The sequence below is a fragment of the Bradyrhizobium sp. RT6a genome (assembly GCF_040547675.1).
Lineage (GTDB): Bacteria > Pseudomonadota > Alphaproteobacteria > Rhizobiales > Xanthobacteraceae > Bradyrhizobium.
On sequence record NZ_JBEPQC010000001.1, the window covers coordinates 1801157 to 1819902 of the forward strand.

Below are 18746 nucleotides of genomic sequence, written 5' to 3' on the forward strand. Positions count from 1 at the left end.
TGCCGGATCGGCAAGTTCAGGTCATATTCGAACAATTTGCACCGTCACGCCGCGGCGGGCCTCTCCCACGCCGTGGCCTCGACGCCGTCGTTGTCGTGTGGCGCATTGCACGCGTCGAAATGCGCCTTGAGTTCGACTTCGGCGAGATATTCGAAATGTTCGGCCTGGCCGAGCAGTTCCCAGCTCTGGAGCGGCCGATAGGCGGCCTGCTGACGACAGAGGGACGCCAGCGCACGGTAGCGACGTACGTTATCCATGAGACCCTCCCTCGCATTCACAGAGAGCTTATTGCCCTTATTTGCGTCAGGGCGATGGCGGCTATGCAAAAGATTTGCTGCGCCCGCCACGCGCCTCGACTCGCCTGTTTTTAGGCAAACGCGCATTCAGGGGAAAGTTCCAATCAGCGCGGACTCAACGCTTGGGAACCTTACCGCGGACCAATGGCCAGGCGTTGTGGGTCATCGGATGAGCGCGGGCTCACCGGCTCGGAGCGTCCGCGCCGAACTATGTTGCAGGTTTCGAACCCTGCCGGCCTCCGCAGCAGCGCGGATGGCCGCGATGTTGCCGGCATAGTCCGCGCTGCCCCTGCCGCGAAACACGGCGGACCCCGCCACAAGCGTATCGGCGCCCGCAGCGGCCACGGCAGCGGCATTGTCGCGGGTGATGCCGCCGTCAACCTCGAGCCGGATCGGCCGGTCGCCGATCATGCTTCGGATGCGCCCGATCTTCTCGAGTTGGGACTCGAGGAAGGACTGGCCGCCAAAACCCGGATTGACCGTCATCACCAGGACGAGGTCGAGACGATCGAGCACATACTCGATCGCGCTTTCGGGAGTAGCGGGACACAGGCTGACGCCGGCTTTCTTGCCGAGCGCGCGGATGGCCTGGAGCGAGCGATCGAGGTGCGGACCGGCTTCGGCATGCACCGTGATGACATCCGCGCCGGCCTTCGCGAACGCCTCCAGATAGGGATCGGCCGGCGCGATCATGAGATGCACGTCGAACATCTTCTTCGTCAACGGCCGGATCGCCTTGATGACATCCGCGCCGTAACTGATGTTCGGAACGAAATGCCCGTCCATGACGTCGCAATGAATCCAGTCGGCGCCCGCAGCGTCGATCGCTACGATCTCCTCGCCGAGGCGCGCGAAATCCGCGGCCAGGATCGACGGCGCGATGAGGATTTCTCTCGTCATGGCTTCGCACTCCTCTGCGCGTCCGCACCGCCGCTGAACACGCGGCTCGCCAGGACGTCCATGGGATCGATCGTTTCGAGGTCGGCGATCTCGAGCATGCGATCGAGATCGGACACCAGGCGATCGGCCTGCCGCAGGCGGATGCGGTCGACGGCGTTGCGGATCGAGCGCGCATTGGAGAAGAACGGCTGGGTCCGGCGCAGCGCGATGTATTTCTCGAACGCCTCACGCGCCGCCGCCGAGAGGCGATAACCCCGTTCCTTCAGCATCAGCTCGGCGATGACGAGCAGCTCGGCTTCCGCATAGTCCGGAAAGTCGATGTGGTGGGCGATCCGCGAACGGAAGCCGGGATTGGAGGCGAAGAAGTTCGTCATCCGCTCGCCATAGCCGGCAAGGATCACGACGAGGTCCTCGCGCTGGTTTTCCATCACCTGAAGCAGAATCTCGATCGCCTCCTGGCCATAGTCGCGCTCGTTGTCCGGACGGTGCAGATAATAGGCCTCGTCGATGAACAGCACGCCGCCCATGGCCTTCTTCAGTATCTCCTTGGTCTTCGGCGCGGTGTGGCCGATATACTGGCCGACCAAATCGTCGCGCGTCACCGAGATCACCTGCCCACGCCGCACGAAGCCGAGGCCGTGCAGGATCTTTGCCATGCGCAGCGCGACGGTCGTCTTGCCGGTGCCGGGATTTCCGGTAAACGACATATGCAGCGTCGGCGGCGAGGAAGCCAATCCCGCACGCTGCCGGATACGTTCGATCAGCAGGAGCGACGCGATCTGGCGCACGCGGTTCTTCACCGGCTTCAATCCGATCAGCTCCTGCTCAAGCTGCTGCAGCGTGCCGGTGATTCCAGCCGCTTCGGCCTCCTTGCGGAGATCGAAACTGGTCTCGCCGGGTTCAGTGGTCAAGGGATGGGGGACATCCAGCATCGGCACCTCGAAGAAAAGGGCTTCGCCGCGGGGAAGCGGCGAAGCAGTGGTCCGCCAAGGAAACGGAGCAGGGAGTGCTCCGCGCGGAGGAGAATGACTTAGGTTGGCGCGTGCGCGGGCTGCCGGCGCACGGTGGTGTAGCGGATCGCGCGTCCGCCCACCTCCTGCCGCACCAGCTCGAACTCGGCCTCCTGCGGCGGGCGGTTCACGATGAACGAGATCCGCACCGATTCCCAGCCATGGCTGGAGTCGAAGCCGCTGAGGCGGATGTAGCGGTCGCCATACACTCTGCGGCATTCGGCGAGCTCCATCATCACGCCGGCGGCGTCCTGGAGATCGAACATCGGCAGGCCCCACATCTCCCAATAAGTGTTACGGGGATGCGGATCGTCGGTGAACTCGATGTTCACCGCCCAGCCATTGGTCAGGCAATACTGCACCTGCTTGGTGATCTGATCGTCGGTCAGATCCGGCAGGAACGAGAAGCAGCCTTGGGTCAGCTTCATGGCAAATCTCCTCAAACGGTTTCGAGCGCGGTCGGCACGAAGTCCGGCGTGTCGGTGGATTCATAGTTGAAGGTGACGTCCTTCCAGACCTCGAGCGCAGCCTTTAGCGGCGTGCAGGTCTCGGCCGCCCTGGCCAGAATTTCGGGACCTTCATGGACGTAGTCGCGGCCCTCGTTGCGGGCGAGGATCATCGCTTCCAGCGCCACGCGGTTGGCGATCGCGCCGGCCGCGATGCCCATGGGATGGCCGATGGTGCCGCCGCCGAACTGGAGCACGACGTCCTCGCCGAGCAGGTCGAGCAGCTGGTGCATCTGGCCGGCGTGGATACCGCCGGAAGCGACCGGCATCATCTTGTTCAGGCTCGCCCAGGACTGGTCGAAGAACAGGCCGTGTTCGAGCTTGGTCGGATTGAAGTCCTCACGGCAGACATCGTAATAGCCGCGCGTGGTGTTGGGGTCGCCTTCGAGCTTGCCGACCACCGTGCCGGCGTGGATGTGGTCGACGCCGGCAAGCCGCATCCACTTTGCGATGACGCGGAACGACACGCCATGGCTTTTCTGCCGCGTGTAGGTCGAGTGACCGGCGCGATGCAGATGCAGGATCATGTCGTTGCGCCGCGCCCATTTCGCCATCGACTGGATTGCGGTGTAGCCGATCACGAGATCGATCATCACGATGCACGATCCGAGCTCCTTCGCGAACTCGGCGCGCTCGTACATGTCCTCCATGGTTCCCGCGGTGATGTTCAGGTAGGTGCCCTTCGCCTCGCCGGAGGCCGCCTGCGCCCGGTTCACCGCCTCCATGCAATAGAGGAAGCGGTCGCGCCAGTGCATGAAGGGCTGCGAGTTGATGTTCTCGTCGTCCTTGGTGAAGTCGAGCCCGCCCTTCAGCGCCTCGTAGACCACGCGACCGTAATTGCGGCCGGAAAGCCCGAGCTTCGGCTTCACGGTGGCGCCGAGCAGCGGCCTGCCGAATTTGTCGAGCCGCTCGCGCTCGACCACGATGCCGGTTGCCGGTCCCTGGAACGTCTTCACATACGCGACCGGGAAACGCATGTCCTCCAGCCGCAGCGCCTTCAGCGGCTTGAAGCCGAACACGTTGCCGATGATTGAGGCCGAGAGGTTGGCGATCGAGCCCGGCTCGAACAGGTCGAGGTCGTAGGCGATGTAGGCGAAATACGAGCCCGGCGTGCCCGGCACCGGATCGACGCGGTAGCATTTCGCACGATACTTCTCGGCGGCGGTCAGGCGGTCGGTCCACACCACCGTCCAGGTTGCGGTCGAGGATTCGCCGGCGACGGCAGCCGACGCCTCGATCGGGTCGACGCCCTCTTGCGGCGTGACACGGAACAGCGCGATCACGTCGGTGTCCTTCGGCACATAGTCGGGCTCCCAATAGCCCATGCGCTTATATTCCATCACGCCCGAGCGATATCTTTCCTTGCCGCGGACGGTTCCTGCGTGTGCATTCATGGCTCTCTCCTGCTCTTCTCTCTCTGAATGATTAGGCCGCGACGGACTCGCGGGCGTCGACGCTGGGATCGAGTTCTCCGGCGCGGTAGCGCCGCGCCATCTCGCTCAAGGGAATGACCTTGATCTTGCTGGCGTGGCCAGCGGTGCCGAACTGCTCGAAGCGGTCGCGGCAGAGCTCGCGCATCGCATCCATGGCGGGCTTGAGGAATTTGCGCGGATCGAACTCGGATCGCGTTTGCGCGGCGACCTTCCGGAACACCGCGGTCATTGCCAGCCGGCAGTCAGTGTCGATATTGACCTTGCGCACGCCGCTCTTGATGCCGCGGACGATCTCCTCGACCGGCACGCCCCAGGTCTGCGGCATCTCGCCGCCGAACTGGTTGAACATGTCCTGGAGCGGCTGCGGCACAGAGGAAGAGCCGTGCATCACGAGATGCGTGTTCGGCAGCCGGCGATGAATCTCCTCGACCACCCGCATCGCCAGAATGTCACCGTCCGGCCTGCGGCTGAACTTGTAGGCGCCGTGCGATGTGCCCATCGCGATCGCGAGCGCATCGACTTTGGTGGCGCGGACGAAGTCGACCGCCTGGTCGGGATCCGTCAGCAACTGATCATGGCTGACCGTGCCTTCGACGCCGTGACCATCCTCCTGTTCGCCGCCGCCATGCTCGAGCGAGCCGAGCACGCCGAGCTCGCCTTCGACGGAGGCACCGACCCAATGGGCGAGATCGACGACGCGGCGGGTGATCGCAACGTTGTAGTCGTAATCGGCCGCCGTCTTGGCGTCGGCCTTGAGCGAGCCGTCCATCATCACCGAGGTGAACCCATGGGCGATCGCGGACGCGCAGGTCGCCTCGTCATTGCCATGGTCCTGGTGCATGCAGAGCGGGATGTCCGGATAGGTCCGCTCCAGCGCGTCGATCATGTGCGAGAGCATGAGGTCGCCGGCATAGCTGCGCGCACCGCGCGAAGCCTGGATGATGACGGGTGCGTCGACCTCGGCCGCCGCCTGCATGATCGCGATGCCCTGCTCCATGTTGTTGATGTTGAACGCCGGCACCGCGTAGCCGTGACTGGCGGCGTGGTCGAGCAGCTGACGAAGGGTGATACGGGCCACGACAATTCCTCCTGTTATTGCTTGCCTGTGCGGGCAATCGCCCGCCGGGCGGCTTCCGCAACGCTTTGCGGCGTGATGCCGAATTCGCGGTAAAGCACGGGCGCGGGCGCCGAAGCACCGAAGCCGCGCATGCCGACGAATTCGCCATCAGGGCCGATCCATCGATGCCAATCGCCGGCGACTGCCGCCTCGATGCCGATCCGTGGCGCGGTGCCGAGCACGGCAGCGCGGTAGTCCTCCGGCTGCTCCTCGAACAACGCGAAGCAGGGCGCGGAGACTACGGCCGCGCGGACGTGCTCGGTGGCGAGCAGGCGGGCCGCCTCCAGCGCGATGGACACTTCCGAACCCGTTGCGATGAGCGTCACGTCGCGGCCGCCCTCGGGCGAGACGATGAGGTAGGCGCCGCGCGCGACCCGGTTTCTACCGCGCACATCGCTGCGGAAGGTCGGCAGGGCCTGGCGGGACAGGCACAGCACGGAGGGACGATTTTCAGCTTGGAGCGCGCAGTCCCATGCTTCCAGCGTCTCGACCGCGTCGGCCGGCCGGAACACAAGCAGGTTCGGAATGACGCGGAGCGCTGCGAGATGCTCGACCGGTTGGTGCGTGGGGCCATCCTCACCCAGCCCGATGGAATCATGGGTCATCACATGAATGACGCGGATCCGCATCAAGGCCGCAAGGCGGATCGCCGGCCGGCTGTAATCGGAGAAGGCGAGGAAGGTGCCGCCATAAGGAATGAAGCCCCCGTGCAGCGCGAGGCCGTTCATCGCGGCCGCCATGCCATGCTCGCGGATCCCGTAATGGATGTAATCGCCGGCGAACGCGTCGCGCTTGACCGGGGTCTGCGCCTTGGCATGCGTCAGGTTCGAATGCGTCAGGTCGGCCGAGCCGCCGACAAATCCTGGAATCGTTCCTGCGATGCCGTCGAGCACCTGTTGCGAAGCCTGCCGCGTCGCGAGCTTTGGACGCTCGGTGGCAAAGCGTTCGCGTAATTTCGCCGAGGCCTGGGCATAGGCGTTCGGCAGGGCAACCGCCTTGCCCTCGACAAACAGATCGCGCTGCTCGGGCGTCGCGCCTTCATAGCGATCGAGCCAGGCAAGACGCGCGACCTGACCGCGCTGCCCGATCATCCGCCATGCTTTCATGATCGTGACGGGCACCACGAAGGGCTGATAGTCCCAGCCGAGCGTTCGCCGCGCCGCCGCCGTCTGCTCGATGCCGAGCGGCGCGCCATGCGCCTTCTCGGTGCCCTGTCGATCCGGCGCGCCATAGCCGATGATGGTGCGGCAGGCGATCAGCGACGGTCTTGCGCTCTCACGCTCCTCGGCTATCGCCTGCGCAACTGCTTCGGGATCGTGCCCATCGACACGGCGCACCGACCAGCCGGAGGCAGCGAAGCGCGCAAGTTGGTCGTCAGAGGTCGCAAGCGAGGTCGGGCCGTCAATGGAGATGCCGTTGTCGTCGAACAGCACGATCAGGCGGCCGAGCCCGAGATGGCCGGCGAGCGAAATCGCTTCCTGGCTGATGCCTTCCATCAGGCAGCCGTCGCCGGCGATCACATACGTAAAGTGATCGACGAGGCCGTCGCCATGCCGCGCATTGCCCATCCGCTCAGCGAGCGCCATGCCCACCGCGGTCGCAATCCCCTGCCCCAGCGGGCCGGTCGTCGTCTCGACGCCCGGCGTATGGCCATATTCCGGATGTCCAGGTGTCTTCGAGCCCCACTGCCGGAAGGCCTTGATGTCGTCGAGGCTGAGGTCGCCGCCGGTGAGATGGAGCAATGCATAGAGCAGCATCGAGCCATGGCCCGCCGACAGCACGAATCGATCGCGATCCGGCCAATTGGGGTGAGCCGAGTCGAACTTCAGGAAGCGCGAGAACAGCACGGTCGCGACATCGGCCATGCCCATGGGCAGGCCGGGATGGCCGGACTGCGAAGTCTCGATGGCGTCGACCGCGAGGAAGCGGACGGCGTTGGCGAGATCGCTATGCGATACCGCCGTGAGGTCGGCGTCGGCGTGGACGGAGATGTTCATCGGATTCTCCCCTCGTTCACTTCAGGTTTCGCTTGCGCTCGATCAGCTGCATGATCAGCGGCGTCAGGATGAGCTGCATGGCAAGATCGAGCTTGGCGCCGGGGCACACGATCGAATTGGCACGCGACATCCAGCTTTGCGGCAGCATCGAGAGCAGATACGGGAAGTCGATGCCGCGCGGGTTCTTGAAGCGGATCACGACCATCGATTCGTCCGGCGTCGGGATCCAGCGCGCGATGAACGGATTGGAGGTGTCCACCGTCGGCACCCGCTGGAAGTTGATGTCAGTCTCGGAAAATTGCGGGCAGATGTAGTGGATGTAGTCGGGCATCCGCCGCAGAACGGTGTCGGTGACGGCCTCAGTCGAATAGCCTCGCGCACTGCGGTCGCGGTGCAGCTTCTGGATCCATTCGAGATTGATGACGGGCACGACGCCGATCTTGAGGTCGGCGTAGCGTGCGACGTTAACCTTGTCGGTAACGACAGCGCCGTGCAGGCCCTCGTAGAACAGCAGGTCGGAGCTCTCCGGCAACCGTTTCCATTCGGTGAAGGTGCCGGGTGCGGCGCCATGCAGCGCAGATTCCTCGACATCGTGAACATAGTGCCGCGTCGTCGCCGTGCCGGTCTCGCCATAGTCGCGGAACGCCCGCTCCAGCTCCTCGAACAGGTTGGTCTCGGGGCTGAAATGGCTGAAATGCCTGTTGCCGCGATCGGCCTCCTTCGCCATCTGCGTGCGCATTTCCGCGCGATCATAGCGATGGAAGGCGTCGCCTTCGATGTAGGCGGCGTTGACCTTCTCACGGAAGAAGATCTGCTCAAAGGTCTTCTTGACCGACGTCGTGCCGGCGCCGGAGGAGCCGGTGATGGAGATGATCGGATGCTTCCTGGACATGGGATGCCTCGCTTACAGCCGGAAGAAGCCGCGCCGCGCAAACAGCGGTGCTGAGACGCTGGCGACCAGCAAGGGATCGCAATGCAGTTCCTCGACGCGCTGCACCTCGTTGCTCGAACCCATGATCAGCGGCACGCGCTGATGCAGGCTCTGCGCCGAGAGTTCGAGGATGCGTTCGCGACCGGTCGAAGCAGAGCCGCCGGCCTGCTCGACGATGTAAGCCATCGGGTGCGCCTCGTAGACGAGGCGTAGGCGGCCGTCGCCATAACCGGGCCGTGCATCGGAGGGATAGAGGAAGACGCCACCGCGGGTGAGGATGCGGTAGGCCTCGGCAACCAGCGAGCCGACCCAGCGCATGTTGAAATTGTGGTTGGCCTGCCCCTCCACACCGGCGAGGCATTCGTCGACGAAGGCGCGCACCGGCTGTTCCCAATGCCGCCGGTTCGAGGCGTTGATCGCGAACTCCTCGCAGGTCTCGGAGATCTGCACGGCGCTGCGGGCGAGACGGAAGCAACCGGACTTGCGGTCAAGTGTGAAGATGTCGACGCCCTCGCCGAGCGTCAGCACCAGCGAGGTCTGCGGGCCGTAGGTGACGAACCCCGCCGCGAGCTGCGCCGAGCCGCGCTGGTGGAAGGCGAGCGCGAGATCATCGGGCGCAGGCAGGATCGAGAAGATCGTGCCCACGGTCATGTTGATGTCGATGTTTGAGGAGCCGTCGAGCGGATCAATCGCGACGCAGATCTTCGCCGTGCGGTCACCGATTTGGGGTTCGCGCATCTCCTCCGACGCCAGTGCCGCGATGGGCAGTTTGCCGAGACAGCGGCGCAGGATCGCATCCGCCTGCAAGTCGAGATCGCGCTGGACGTCACCGTCGCTATTGCGGCCGGTGGTCAGGCCCGATGCGTCGGCGAGATCTCCCGTGGCGATGAGATCGGCGATCTCGATCGCGGCCGCCGCGATGGCGTCGACCGCGGCCGCCACGGCCAGCGCATGCGGCGCCGTCTCCGAATACCGTTGAAGGTGGTCGTCCAGCCTGAGTTGCCCGGTCATCTGCGTCCATCCCTTTGCTGGCGCCACATCCAGTTCCCTCCCCGCTGGAGGTCGGTGCGGTCAGTGCCAACAACGATGAGATTGACAGGGGCGGCTTAATAAGGAAAATTTCTAATCATAATGAGCGCCAAAGAATTATCTTATAATGCCCATTCAACGGCACAGCTCCGGCATCTGACGATCCGGCAGCTTCGCTCGCTCGCCGCGCTCGCGGCCAAGGGCAGCGTCACGGCAGCCTCCACCCAGCTCGGCCTGACGCAGCCGGCCGTGACCCAGCAACTGCGCCAGCTTCAGGATCTCGCCGGCCTGCCGCTGCTGCAGCGGACCGGCGACGGCATGCTGCTCACGGAGGCGGGCAAGGAGGTGCTTACCCTCGCCGAGCGCGTCGAAGCCGCAATCGCCGACTGCCAGGGCGCGCTCGACCTGCTCGCCGGGCGGACCGGCGGCACGGTGCATCTCGGCGCGGTCTCGACCGCAAAATATTTCGTGCCGCACGCCATCGCGGCGTTCTCGAAGCGGTATCCAAAGATCGAGCTCAAGCTCACCATCGGCAATCGCGAGGAGATCCGCGAGGCCATGCACGGCTACGACCTCGACTTCGCGGTGATGGGTCGGCCACCGGCCGATGTCAGCGTCGACGTCCGTCAGCTCGGGCGTAATCCGCATATCATCGTCGCACGCAAGGGGCACTGGCTGGAGAAGGATTCCGGCCTCAACCTGACCGACCTCGTGCACGAGACCTTCCTCACCCGCGAGCCCGGCTCGGGGACGCGGACATTGATGGAAGGCATGTTCCAGAGATCGGATCTCGAGCCGATCATCGGCATGGAGATGAGCAGCAACGAGACCATCAAGCAGGCGGTGATCGCCGGGCTCGGCATCGCCTTCATCTCGGCCCACACCGTGGCGCACGAGCTCACCGAGGGTCGGCTCGTCGTGCTCGACGTCGCGGGCCTGCCGATCGTGCGGCAATGGTACGTGATCCGCCGCAGCGACAAGGTGCTGTTGCCGCCGGCGCAGGCGATGTTCGATTTCTTGGGATCGGAGGGGTCGAACTATCTGCCCGAATTGCCCGAATTCGGCGCGCAATAGCCTGTCGAAATTCAGCCCATCAGCTTCATCGCGACCGTGGCCGCCAGAATGACGATGATCTGGAGGAGGCGCTCGGTCGTGAAGATGCGGTTGAAGGTGGTCATCGCTTGCCCCGGCCGACTTGGGATGTCTCGGTCGGGACGTTGCTAGCATAGACGGGCGTCGAGATAACTCCGTAATCGCCCCGTGTTTTCCGTGCACGCCCCCACGACTGAGCCTTCGGCGGGCCTGCCCAAGGCCGCGCCGATGGTTAACGATCAGGCCGCACGCGTCGCGGCGTAATCCATCCGCGCGGCGAAATAGGCTTCCAGCTCCAGCAGCGCCCGCGCTTCCCAATCCCTCGCCTGCTCCAGCAGCGACCAGCTCTGGCCCGGGCGGAATGCAGCGGTCTGGCGATAGAGCGATGCGATGCCGCGGTAGCGGCGCACATTCTCCAAGATGGCGTGACCGGTGACTTGGCCGGTGATTTGGCCGTTCATGTCCGAAAACTCCCTCGTCATTCCCGGGGGAGAAATTGCGGCCAAATCTTTTTCGAAAAGTTAGCGCCGGACAGCAAGCGCGCGAATGGTTTCCGGACTGTTGCCTGCGCGCAACGCGCGGCCGCGCAGTGCCGATCTATTGCGAATTCGTTGCCGCGCTCTCGCTTCGCGGCTTCAACCCGCCGCGGCTGATGATCGCCATCGTCGCGCGGCAGAGATCGGCAAGGCCGATCACCAGCACGGCGAGCAGGCAGAACAGTTTGATGGAATCGGCATGCGCGCTGGTCAGCGAACTGAACTCGAAGAAGGGCGGCATGAACGCCCACCACACCAGCGGAATGGTGAGCACCGAGGCGAACGCCGCCGCCGGTGCGCCCGCGACAAGACCGAGCACGAACAGGCCGGGCAGGAACGCCGCGAAATAGAGTTTTGCGCCGAGCGAGACACAGACGCCCTGGAGCGCAGCCGACATTGCGACAACGACGAATCCAAGCAGGAACGCCTGCCACGACCACGGTCGTACCCGCGCTACGCCAACCAGCCCCGCACGCCTCATCAGCCTCCCCCTGCCGCCCGTTAACCAGGCTCGCTTGCGACCAAAGTACTACACCGGCAGGGAAACTGCGAGGCGGAAATTGCCGGCCGGACGGCCTTGGTAAACGGGCCGGATCGCACAATTTGGACCACCGCGCCCCCTTACTCGGTAGCCGCATAGATCAGGCCTGCGATGGGCAGCGCGAGGCCAATGGCCGATGCGAGCGTCCAGCCGCCTTGCGCAAACGCCCAGGCGCCGACCGCCGAGCCCGCCGCGCCCGCGGTGAAGAACGTCGCCATGTAGAGGCCGTTGAGGCGGCTGCGATGCTCATGCCCCAGAGCGAAGATCGCGCGGAAGCCGAGCACGACGTTGCCCTGCACGCCGATGTCGATCGCGATCGCGGCCACGACCAGGCAGGCGAGGTTCAGCACCGATCCGGCCGCGCCGACATGCGTGATCAGGAAGCCCGCGGCCGCGAGCAGCAGCGCGACCAATGTTGCCATGCGGCTATGGCCGCGATCGGCAAGCCGCCCCGCGATCGGAGCCGCGAACACGCCGGCGACACCGGCGAGCGCGAACAGCGCGATGCCGCGCTGGGTGAAGCCGAATTCGCTCGCGAGCAGCAGCGGCGTCACGGTCCAGAACAGGCTGAAGGCGCCGAACAGGCTGGCCTGGTACAGCGCGCGGCGGCGCAGCAGCGGCGTGGTCCGCACCAGATGCGGCATCGACAGCAGCAACTCGCCGTAATGCATCCGCGCGACCGGCTTGCGCTTCGGCAGCGTCATCCAGAGCACGGCTGCGAGCACGATCATCAGCGCGGCCGAGCAGAAGAACACCGCGTGCCACGACAGCATCGCCGTAACGAAGCTCGACACCGGCCGCGCCAGCATGATGCCGAGCATCAGGCCGGTCGAGACGTTACCGACGACGCGGCCGCGAATGGCTGCCGGCGCGAGATGCGCCGCATAGGGAATGATGATCTGCACCGCGACCGAGCCGAGCCCGATGAACAGCGCGGCGATCAGGAACGGCAGCGCGTGGGACGAGAACCCCGCAGCGAGCAGGGCTGCCGCGCCGAGCGTGATGACGGAGCAGATCAGGGTACGGTTCTCGACGAGGTCGCCGAGCGGCACGATGAAGAGAAGCCCCACGCCGTAGCCGATCTGCGTCATGGTGACGATCAGCCCCGCTGCCGCATGCGACAGGCCGAGCGCGACGCTGATCGGAGCGATCAGCGGCTGGGCGTAATAGATGTTGGCGGCGACCATGCCACAGGCCGCGGCAAGCACGAAGGTCAGTCGCTGCGACACCGCATCCGGCTCGGGCGCGGTCTCGATCGTGGCATTCATCGTCATTCACGCGGTCTCCAGATATAGGAAACGATTGTTTCCTAATATGACAAAAAATTCAGGCGAGCAGCTTCATCGCGATGGCGACCAGGCGCTCGCCGTCGAGCGAAAGACGCGCCTTGCCGACGACGCGCAGACCCTGCGTGATGCAGATCATCAGCCGCGCGGTGTCGTCGGCGGCGACATGGCGGGGTATAGAGCCGTCGGCCTGCCCCTCGCGAATGAGGCCGGCGATGAAGCCTTCGTTGGTCTCGAGCCGCGCGCTGACGAGGGCGGCGACCACCGGATCGACCGCGGACAATTCGACCGCGCTGCCGACCACGAGGCAGCCGCGCCGCCCCTCGCTGCCCTGGGAGTGCTCCACATACGACAGCAGCAGGTTGCGGAGCCGCTCGCGGCCAGTGCCGCCCTGCGCCGCGGCGCTGCGCGTCTGCTCCTGGCGCAACGCGACGTAGCGCTCGAAGGCGGCGAGAAACACCGCATGCTTGTCGCGAAACGCCTTGTAGACGCTGCCGGTCGCCAGCCGCATCGCCGCGGTGAGATCGCCGATCGAGGTGGCATGATAACCACGCTCGGAAAACACGCGGACCGCCCTGTCGAGCGCAGTGTCCATGTCGAACTCCCGGGGACGGCCGGGCGGACGGACGATGGAACGGGATTTGCGGGCGGTCTTTTGCATTGCGGGATAATAGGGAATGATTGTTTCCGAATAAAGACGCTCGAAAAGCAATTGGTTGTGATCGGGGTTTGGGTCGAACTGATCGCCACCAACTCCGGCGTCGTCCCAGGGAGGGTTTGCCGGACACTCTCTCTACATCGTCATTGCGAGCGCAGCGAAGCAATCCAGAATCCCTCCGCGGCGGCAGACTGGATTGCTTCGCTGCGCTCGCAATGACGGAGTATGAGGTGACGGCTTCGTCCTCCCAGCACCACTGTCATTCCCCGCGAAAGCGGGGAATCCAGTACGCCGCGGCTTCGCGGTTCAATCATAACTGTCTCGGAGTACTGGATCGCCCGGTCAAGCCGGGCGATGACAGGGAGTGTGTAGCCGCAGACACACCTTCGCAGCCTCGCGGCGCAATTCGCCCGAGCTTTGCTTCGTCACTTCACCCTCTTGTCCAAGAGGGCGCAGGGAAGGCCGGGTGCCGGCTGGCACCCGCGGTCCGCTGCGCGAAAAGCACACGCAGGAAAACCGCACAGCAGCATACAGGTGTAGCCAATCACTCGGCCTTCCCTGCGCGATGGTCGGACGGCTTATGCCGTGCTCTCCCGGGAGCCGAACTTTCCCTCTGGCCTCCCTCGCCTCGCGAATTGGATGATGCTGTCTGCCCGGTTGGGCTCGCACACACCTCCGCGAAAACTTGACCGTAGCAACGACGGCCAGGACCACACGGTTTTGCCGTACGCGCATTCGCCATTTCGCCGCAGGGTTCGACGGCATCGTGCACGTAGCCATCGAAATACCGACGAGACGAACTTCACAGCGCCGCTCGTCCGCACGTGGCCACGGGCTCACAGGGACTACCCGCCCTGCCCGCACCTCTCGTGCCGACGCTGCCGCGTCCATCGCAACCCGGCTCGCAATCAAGACGACAACGAGATCGCCCCTCAAGGATGAGCCGGGATGGCCGACACATACGACAAAACCGAATTTCGGTAAAGTGGAATATTTTTGCGCGGTGGGATCGACAACCCTGCAGGTGTTTTGCCCGTCGGGCAATGAGGCGCTCGCATCAAGTCACAAGCTCGACCGTCGTCCCGGCCTAGTGCGCAATTGCGCACGAGGCCGGGACGACAGCGGTGGGTGGGCCGACAGAGAAAGAAACATCACTCCTTCGTTCGCACCGGCGTTCCGTCGGCCATGAGGGCCACGCCCTTCCGTTCGACAATCATCCCGTAGGCCTGAGGCTGACGGTGAATGTCGAAATTGAATGTGGTGCGCTTGTAGGAGTTGCAGAGATCGAGATCGCAGCGGGCGAGCGCGATCTCGTCGCCTTTGGTCGTGCACCGCGCGATGATTTCGCCGGAGGGCGCGATGATGCAGCTTCCGCCGATGTGATCGACGCCCTCCTCGATACCCGCTTTGGCGACGCCGACCACGAAGGTGCCGTTCTGGTAGGCGCCGGCCTGCATCACCAGATGATTGTGGAACAGCGAGAGATCGTCATGCTCGGGCGCGGGCGGATTGTGCACCGGCGTATTGTAGCCGATCATCACCATCTCGACGCCCTGCAGGCCCATCACGCGGTATGTCTCGCTCCAGCGGCGGTCATTGCAGATCGCCATCCCCATCACACCGCCAAAGGCCTCGGTCACGCCAAAACCATCGCCGGGCTCGAAATAGCGCTTTTCCAGATGCTGGAATTCGCGCCAGGGCTCGTGCTCCGCATGGCCGGGCAGATGAACCTTGCGATATCTGGCGACGACGGCGCCGCTTTTCTCGACCAGGATGGAGGTGTTGTAGCGCCTGACAATTCCGGACTCGACCGTCAGCTCGGCATAGCCAAGGGAAAATCCGATGCCGATCTCGCGCGCGAGCTCGAACAGGCCTCTCGTCTCCTGCCCCGGCATCTCGCGCTCGAAAAAGCTGTCGATCTCCGCCTGATCCTCGAAATACCAGCGCGGAAAGAACGTGGTCAGCGCCAGCTCGGGATAGACGATCAGATCGCAGCCGTTGGCGTGCGCCTGGCGCATCAAGGTCATCAGGCGCGCCACGACCGCGGTTCTGGTCTCGGTCCGCGCGACAGGGCCAAGCTGGCCGGCTGCCACAGTCACAAATCTTGCCACGAATTCTTCCTCGTCCGCTTCCCGGGTCAGGTCGCGGCAGAGCCTATCGCGCGATGCGTCGCGCGCACAGCCTCGCTGTCCGGCACGGTGCCCAACCGAGAGGCAGCCCGACCGTCACGCCGAACGCGCCGCTCACCATCCTGCGGCGGCGGGCTCGTTGAAGAACTGATCGCGCGCCGCCATGCGCGACGGCGGGCGGCGACGATGCCGCTCCGCGACGCGCTTGTTCGGGGCGGCCGCCTTGGCCTGCCTGGGCTCTGCGGCCTTGGCGTCCGAAGCCTTGGACTCCGAAGTCTTGAGCTCCGTGGCGGGCTGCGCCGCCATCGCAAATGCCTGGCGTGTACCTTCCGGCGCGGCCGGCGCCGCGTCCGATGTCGATGACGCCACAGTTTTGGTCAACGGAATCTGTCGCACGTTGGTGTCGAAGACGATCTTCTCCGGCCATGTCTGCGCGGAATGAATCCGGGCGATCGAGAGGTCCGGCCCAGATTCGGCGGCCGCGCTCACGGGGCCGGCCAGGTAGTAATCAGCAAGGTACAGGAGGGCGAGCAGAGCGCCGCCGGTGAAGACGAAATAGCGGATGAGCGGCATGGGTCCCTCGATCGCCTCGTTATCGAGGCCCCTGCAGCAACGGGAAAGAGTGGCAAACGTTCCGGCGCGAGGGCGAGCAATCGCGGAGAAACTCGCTCAGTCGTCACTGGCATTCCGCTTGCTGCAAGGGAGGCAAATCCCTCAGACCCGCAGTGGGTCTGTCTCATCGTGAGGCGATCATGCATCCGACGTCCCGTTTCGAAGCGACCATGCCGACCCAGCTCCACGCATTGATCTCCGATCTGCGCTGGCGCATGCGAATGATCGACGCCGACATTCTGGAGGAAGAGCGGAAGGCTGGAAACTCCGATCCCCAGAACGTCGCCTACCCCATGCTCGCGCAGAACCTGCGGGCCCGGCGCGACAATATCCGGGTGAGCATCGCCATTCTCTAAAGCCGGCTTGAAAAGCAATCGACCGAGTGGCCGCGCGCGGCCTGATGCCGTGACGGGCCGAGCTCCAGACGCACGCCGACGCGAAGGAACTCGCGTTGCCGATCTGCAACGGTTCCCGTCCGTCTGAAGCCCGACAAAAGAAATTCCCATTGCGGCCACGAACCCCTCTCACAACGCCGTGAGACGAGCAGGGGAACTACGATGCGTGCGCAACGAGTCTGGGTGGTGAATGGGGCCGCCAGCGTCGAACAATTGCAAACCAGATTGGACGATCTAAACAAGCGGCTCGGTCAACTCGAGACCCAGCACCCTGATAGCTGGAAAGTCGAAGAGCTCAGATCGAGCGCGCTCAGCCTGTCGCGCGAAATCGACGAGATCCGCTGCGCCGAAGCGACGGCGGCGCTGAGCGAGCTGCTGCGGAAGTAGCCAGCGTTCGCGATTCGCCCGCCGCGCAAGGAACCAACGCCGCCTCCCCGCCATTGCCATGCCGAGCATGGAGCAAAATCATGACCAGGCACCTGACGCGGGCCGATCTCGCGCGCGGCGTGGCCGGCGCGGTATCCACGCTGGTCCTGTGCGCGGCGATGGCCTTCACCATCGCGCGCCACTTCGCATTGTGAGGCATTGGGCGCTGTGAGGTATTTGCGATGACGTCCGACCCCGAGGAATCAGTCAGGCTGCAAGGCTACGGCGAGATGACCTTGCGTACCGCCGTCACGACGATGATGTTGCTGGCACCGCGCGAGCGCGCGGACGCCGCCATCTTCCGCGTCCGCGACGGCGTGCGGCTTGCCTCAGGCGAAATTGCCGAACTCGCCTCCGAATGGGGCATCAAGCCAGCGCCCGAGATCAGGTCTCCGAAACTCGTCCCGGAGCAGGATTGGACGCAAATCGTTCGCGGCATGGTCCGCGAGGCGCCGCTGCCGGCGCTGATGATTGCGTTTATGGTCGGCGTGCTGGTGGCGAGGCGGTAGTCCTCTGACCTAGCTTGCGACGCCGAGTTATCGATATCGGCAAACGCCGAGCCATGCCGCTCGCACACGCCGCCCTGTCCGGCCAAATCGGTCGTGGACCCGCCCTGAAAATCGTTGCAAGAAGGCGCTCCCGGGCGCCGGCGGCCGGTCCGCCAAGCCTTTGGGAACGAGCCTTAGGAAAACGTCGACTTTTGGAAGAATGGTCGGAGTGGCAGGATTCGAACCTGCGACCCCTGCGTCCCGAACGCAGTGCTCTACCGGGCTGAGCCACACTCCGACAAGAGGCCGGCTTATAGCGTCGGGTTTGGCGCACCGCAAGCGGCCGAGCTGAGGAATCTTATCCCTGTGAAAACGGGTCTTGAAACGCTGATTTTACCGGCCGGCGCGGCCGGCGCGGAAGCTGCCGCCCGGACATTGGCCGCCGGCGGGCTGGTCGCGTTCCCGACCGAGACGGTCTACGGGCTCGGGGCGGACGCCGGAAATGCCGGCGCGATCGCCCATCTTTACGCCGCCAAGGGGCGGCCGGCCTTCAATCCGCTGATCGCGCATGTCGTCGACCTCGCGGCCGCGCGGAGGATCGGACGATTCGACGCCTGCGCCTTGCGTCTCGCGGAGGCGTTCTGGCCGGGGCCGCTGACGCTGGTGGTGCCGAAGACGGAAAACTGCCCGGTGGCCGAGCTTGCCACCGCGGGCCTCGACACGGTCGCGATCCGCATTCCCGCCCATCCGGTGGCGCAGGCGATCCTGCGCGCCTTTGGCGGGGCTGTGGTGGCGCCGTCGGCCAACCTCTCCGGCCACGTCTCGCCGACGCTGGCCGCCCATGTCGAGGGCGACCTTGCGGGGCGGATCGACCTGATCGTCGACGGCGGGCCGGTTACGGTCGGCGTCGAATCGACCATCGTCGGCTGTTTCGCGGCGCCGATGCTGCTGCGGCCCGGCGGGCTGTCACGCGAGCGGATCGAGGTCGTGCTCGGCGCGCCGCTGGCGCGACTGCCGGCGGAGGCCGACAGCGACGACAGCCAGCCGCTGGCGCCGGGCATGCTGGCCTCACATTACGCGCCACGCGCCAATGTGCGGCTCAATGCGCAGGATGTCGCGCCGGGCGAAGCGCTGCTGGCGTTCGGCCCCGCGCGCCTGCCTGGCCTGGAGGCCGCCACCGCCGTCATGAATTTGTCCCCCACCGGCGATCTCGATGAAGCCGCCGCCAATCTGTTCGGCTATCTTCGCGCCCTCGATGTGAGGAGCCCGCGGGCGATTGCGGTGATGGCGATCCCCGAACAGGATCTGGGCGAAGCGATCAATGATCGGCTGCGCCGGGCGGCCGTGGCGCGATAGCGCATGAT

General features: G+C 65.0%; 20 protein-coding genes and 1 tRNA gene. 5 read left to right on the top strand and 16 right to left on the bottom strand.

The window, feature by feature from the left end:
- Window positions 1–44: 44 nt before the first annotated feature.
- The 9 genes from ABIC03_RS08575 to ABIC03_RS08615 form a co-directional block, all read right to left on the bottom strand.
- Window positions 45–257, bottom strand: a complete 213-nt coding sequence (locus tag ABIC03_RS08575; protein WP_354057101.1) for a hypothetical protein — start codon at window positions 255–257, stop codon at window positions 45–47.
- A 201-nt stretch (window positions 258–458) separates the two neighbouring features.
- Window positions 459–1196 (bottom strand): ribulose-phosphate 3-epimerase, encoded by a 738-nt coding sequence (gene rpe / locus ABIC03_RS08580; RefSeq protein ID WP_354057103.1) that lies wholly within the window; start codon window positions 1194–1196, stop codon window positions 459–461.
- Complete coding sequence (gene cbbX, locus ABIC03_RS08585) at window positions 1193–2128, bottom strand: CbbX protein (RefSeq protein ID WP_354057105.1); 936 nt, start codon at window positions 2126–2128, stop codon at window positions 1193–1195. Before cbbX ends, rpe begins: the two co-directional genes overlap by 4 nt.
- A 98-nt stretch (window positions 2129–2226) precedes the next feature.
- A complete protein-coding gene (locus tag ABIC03_RS08590) occupies window positions 2227–2634 on the bottom strand; it encodes a ribulose bisphosphate carboxylase small subunit (RefSeq protein WP_007594833.1) in 408 nt (135 codons plus the stop codon).
- A gap of 11 nt (window positions 2635–2645) precedes the next feature.
- Window positions 2646–4106 (bottom strand): form I ribulose bisphosphate carboxylase large subunit, encoded by a 1461-nt coding sequence (locus tag ABIC03_RS08595; RefSeq protein WP_007594836.1) that lies wholly within the window; start codon window positions 4104–4106, stop codon window positions 2646–2648.
- Between the two features lie 31 nt (window positions 4107–4137).
- The gene (fba, locus tag ABIC03_RS08600) at window positions 4138–5223 is read right to left on the bottom strand and encodes a class II fructose-bisphosphate aldolase (protein ID WP_354057108.1); all 1086 of its coding nucleotides are present in this window, start codon (window positions 5221–5223) and stop codon (window positions 4138–4140) included.
- Window positions 5224–5237: 14 nt separating this feature from the next.
- Window positions 5238–7259 (bottom strand): transketolase, encoded by a 2022-nt coding sequence (tkt, locus tag ABIC03_RS08605; protein ID WP_354057109.1) that lies wholly within the window; start codon window positions 7257–7259, stop codon window positions 5238–5240.
- A gap of 16 nt (window positions 7260–7275) precedes the next feature.
- Window positions 7276–8151, bottom strand: coding sequence for a phosphoribulokinase (locus tag ABIC03_RS08610; protein ID WP_354057111.1), 876 nt, complete (start codon window positions 8149–8151; stop codon window positions 7276–7278).
- Between the two features lie 12 nt (window positions 8152–8163).
- Window positions 8164–9201 (bottom strand): class 1 fructose-bisphosphatase, encoded by a 1038-nt coding sequence (locus tag ABIC03_RS08615; protein ID WP_354057113.1) that lies wholly within the window; start codon window positions 9199–9201, stop codon window positions 8164–8166.
- A 120-nt stretch (window positions 9202–9321) separates the two neighbouring features.
- Between ABIC03_RS08615 and ABIC03_RS08620 the strand changes: the two genes are divergently transcribed.
- Window positions 9322–10293, top strand: coding sequence for a LysR family transcriptional regulator (locus tag ABIC03_RS08620; protein ID WP_354057115.1), 972 nt, complete (start codon window positions 9322–9324; stop codon window positions 10291–10293).
- A 257-nt stretch (window positions 10294–10550) separates the two neighbouring features.
- On the opposite strand, the gene ABIC03_RS08625 is transcribed toward ABIC03_RS08620, so the two are convergent.
- From ABIC03_RS08625 to ABIC03_RS08650, 6 genes are all read right to left on the bottom strand, one after another.
- Entirely contained in the window at window positions 10551–10760 is a 210-nt protein-coding gene (locus ABIC03_RS08625) for a hypothetical protein (protein WP_275171812.1), read from the bottom strand.
- 148 nt (window positions 10761–10908) lie between these two features.
- On the bottom strand, window positions 10909–11328 hold the full coding sequence (locus ABIC03_RS08630) for a DUF4118 domain-containing protein (RefSeq protein ID WP_354057117.1): 420 nt from the start codon (window positions 11326–11328) through the stop codon (window positions 10909–10911).
- Window positions 11329–11468: 140 nt separating this feature from the next.
- Window positions 11469–12662, bottom strand: a complete 1194-nt coding sequence (locus tag ABIC03_RS08635) for an MFS transporter (protein ID WP_354057119.1) — start codon at window positions 12660–12662, stop codon at window positions 11469–11471.
- Window positions 12663–12714: 52 nt separating this feature from the next.
- Complete coding sequence (locus ABIC03_RS08640) at window positions 12715–13335, bottom strand: TetR/AcrR family transcriptional regulator (protein ID WP_502916917.1); 621 nt, start codon at window positions 13333–13335, stop codon at window positions 12715–12717.
- Window positions 13336–14483: 1148 nt separating this feature from the next.
- Window positions 14484–15443, bottom strand: a complete 960-nt coding sequence (locus ABIC03_RS08645) for an N-carbamoyl-D-amino-acid hydrolase (RefSeq protein ID WP_354057123.1) — start codon at window positions 15441–15443, stop codon at window positions 14484–14486.
- Between the two features lie 132 nt (window positions 15444–15575).
- Complete coding sequence (locus ABIC03_RS08650; protein ID WP_354057125.1) at window positions 15576–16034, bottom strand: hypothetical protein; 459 nt, start codon at window positions 16032–16034, stop codon at window positions 15576–15578.
- Window positions 16035–16213: 179 nt separating this feature from the next.
- On the opposite strand from ABIC03_RS08650, the gene ABIC03_RS08655 reads away from it, so the two are divergent.
- The 3 genes from ABIC03_RS08655 to ABIC03_RS08665 all read left to right on the top strand — a co-directional run bounded on the left by ABIC03_RS08655 (window position 16214) and on the right by ABIC03_RS08665 (window position 17403).
- Complete coding sequence (locus tag ABIC03_RS08655; RefSeq protein WP_354057127.1) at window positions 16214–16429, top strand: hypothetical protein; 216 nt, start codon at window positions 16214–16216, stop codon at window positions 16427–16429.
- Between the two features lie 201 nt (window positions 16430–16630).
- Window positions 16631–16855 carry a hypothetical protein gene (locus tag ABIC03_RS08660; protein WP_275171667.1) on the top strand — a complete coding sequence of 75 codons (225 nt, stop codon included), beginning with the start codon at window positions 16631–16633 and terminating at the stop codon, window positions 16853–16855.
- Window positions 16856–17076: 221 nt separating this feature from the next.
- Window positions 17077–17403 (top strand): hypothetical protein, encoded by a 327-nt coding sequence (locus ABIC03_RS08665; protein ID WP_354057129.1) that lies wholly within the window; start codon window positions 17077–17079, stop codon window positions 17401–17403.
- Window positions 17404–17603: 200 nt separating this feature from the next.
- On the opposite strand, the gene ABIC03_RS08670 is transcribed toward ABIC03_RS08665, so the two are convergent.
- Window positions 17604–17680: transfer RNA gene (locus ABIC03_RS08670), tRNA-Pro, on the bottom strand.
- A 68-nt stretch (window positions 17681–17748) separates the two neighbouring features.
- Between ABIC03_RS08670 and ABIC03_RS08675 the strand changes: the two genes are divergently transcribed.
- Window positions 17749–18738 (top strand): L-threonylcarbamoyladenylate synthase, encoded by a 990-nt coding sequence (locus ABIC03_RS08675; RefSeq protein ID WP_354057131.1) that lies wholly within the window; start codon window positions 17749–17751, stop codon window positions 18736–18738.
- Window positions 18739–18746 lie beyond the last annotated feature (8 nt).

Coding starts and splice junctions, on each gene's coding strand:
- ABIC03_RS08575 (WP_354057101.1), bottom strand. CDS start 257: ATGGATAACGTACGTCGCTACCGTGCGCTGGCGTCCCTCTGTCGTCAG.
- rpe (WP_354057103.1), bottom strand. CDS start 1,196: ATGACGAGAGAAATCCTCATCGCGCCGTCGATCCTGGCCGCGGATTTC.
- cbbX (WP_354057105.1), bottom strand. CDS start 2,128: ATGCTGGATGTCCCCCATCCCTTGACCACTGAACCCGGCGAGACCAGT.
- ABIC03_RS08590 (WP_007594833.1), bottom strand. CDS start 2,634: ATGAAGCTGACCCAAGGCTGCTTCTCGTTCCTGCCGGATCTGACCGAC.
- ABIC03_RS08595 (WP_007594836.1), bottom strand. CDS start 4,106: ATGAATGCACACGCAGGAACCGTCCGCGGCAAGGAAAGATATCGCTCG.
- tkt (WP_354057109.1), bottom strand. CDS start 7,259: ATGAACATCTCCGTCCACGCCGACGCCGACCTCACGGCGGTATCGCAT.
- ABIC03_RS08610 (WP_354057111.1), bottom strand. CDS start 8,151: ATGTCCAGGAAGCATCCGATCATCTCCATCACCGGCTCCTCCGGCGCC.
- ABIC03_RS08615 (WP_354057113.1), bottom strand. CDS start 9,201: ATGACCGGGCAACTCAGGCTGGACGACCACCTTCAACGGTATTCGGAG.
- ABIC03_RS08620 (WP_354057115.1), top strand. CDS start 9,322: ATGAGCGCCAAAGAATTATCTTATAATGCCCATTCAACGGCACAGCTC.
- ABIC03_RS08630 (WP_354057117.1), bottom strand. CDS start 11,328: ATGAGGCGTGCGGGGCTGGTTGGCGTAGCGCGGGTACGACCGTGGTCG.
- ABIC03_RS08635 (WP_354057119.1), bottom strand. CDS start 12,662: ATGACGATGAATGCCACGATCGAGACCGCGCCCGAGCCGGATGCGGTG.
- ABIC03_RS08640 (WP_502916917.1), bottom strand. CDS start 13,335: ATGCAAAAGACCGCCCGCAAATCCCGTTCCATCGTCCGTCCGCCCGGC.
- ABIC03_RS08650 (WP_354057125.1), bottom strand. CDS start 16,034: ATGCCGCTCATCCGCTATTTCGTCTTCACCGGCGGCGCTCTGCTCGCC.
- ABIC03_RS08655 (WP_354057127.1), top strand. CDS start 16,214: ATGCATCCGACGTCCCGTTTCGAAGCGACCATGCCGACCCAGCTCCAC.
- ABIC03_RS08660 (WP_275171667.1), top strand. CDS start 16,631: ATGCGTGCGCAACGAGTCTGGGTGGTGAATGGGGCCGCCAGCGTCGAA.
- ABIC03_RS08665 (WP_354057129.1), top strand. CDS start 17,077: ATGACGTCCGACCCCGAGGAATCAGTCAGGCTGCAAGGCTACGGCGAG.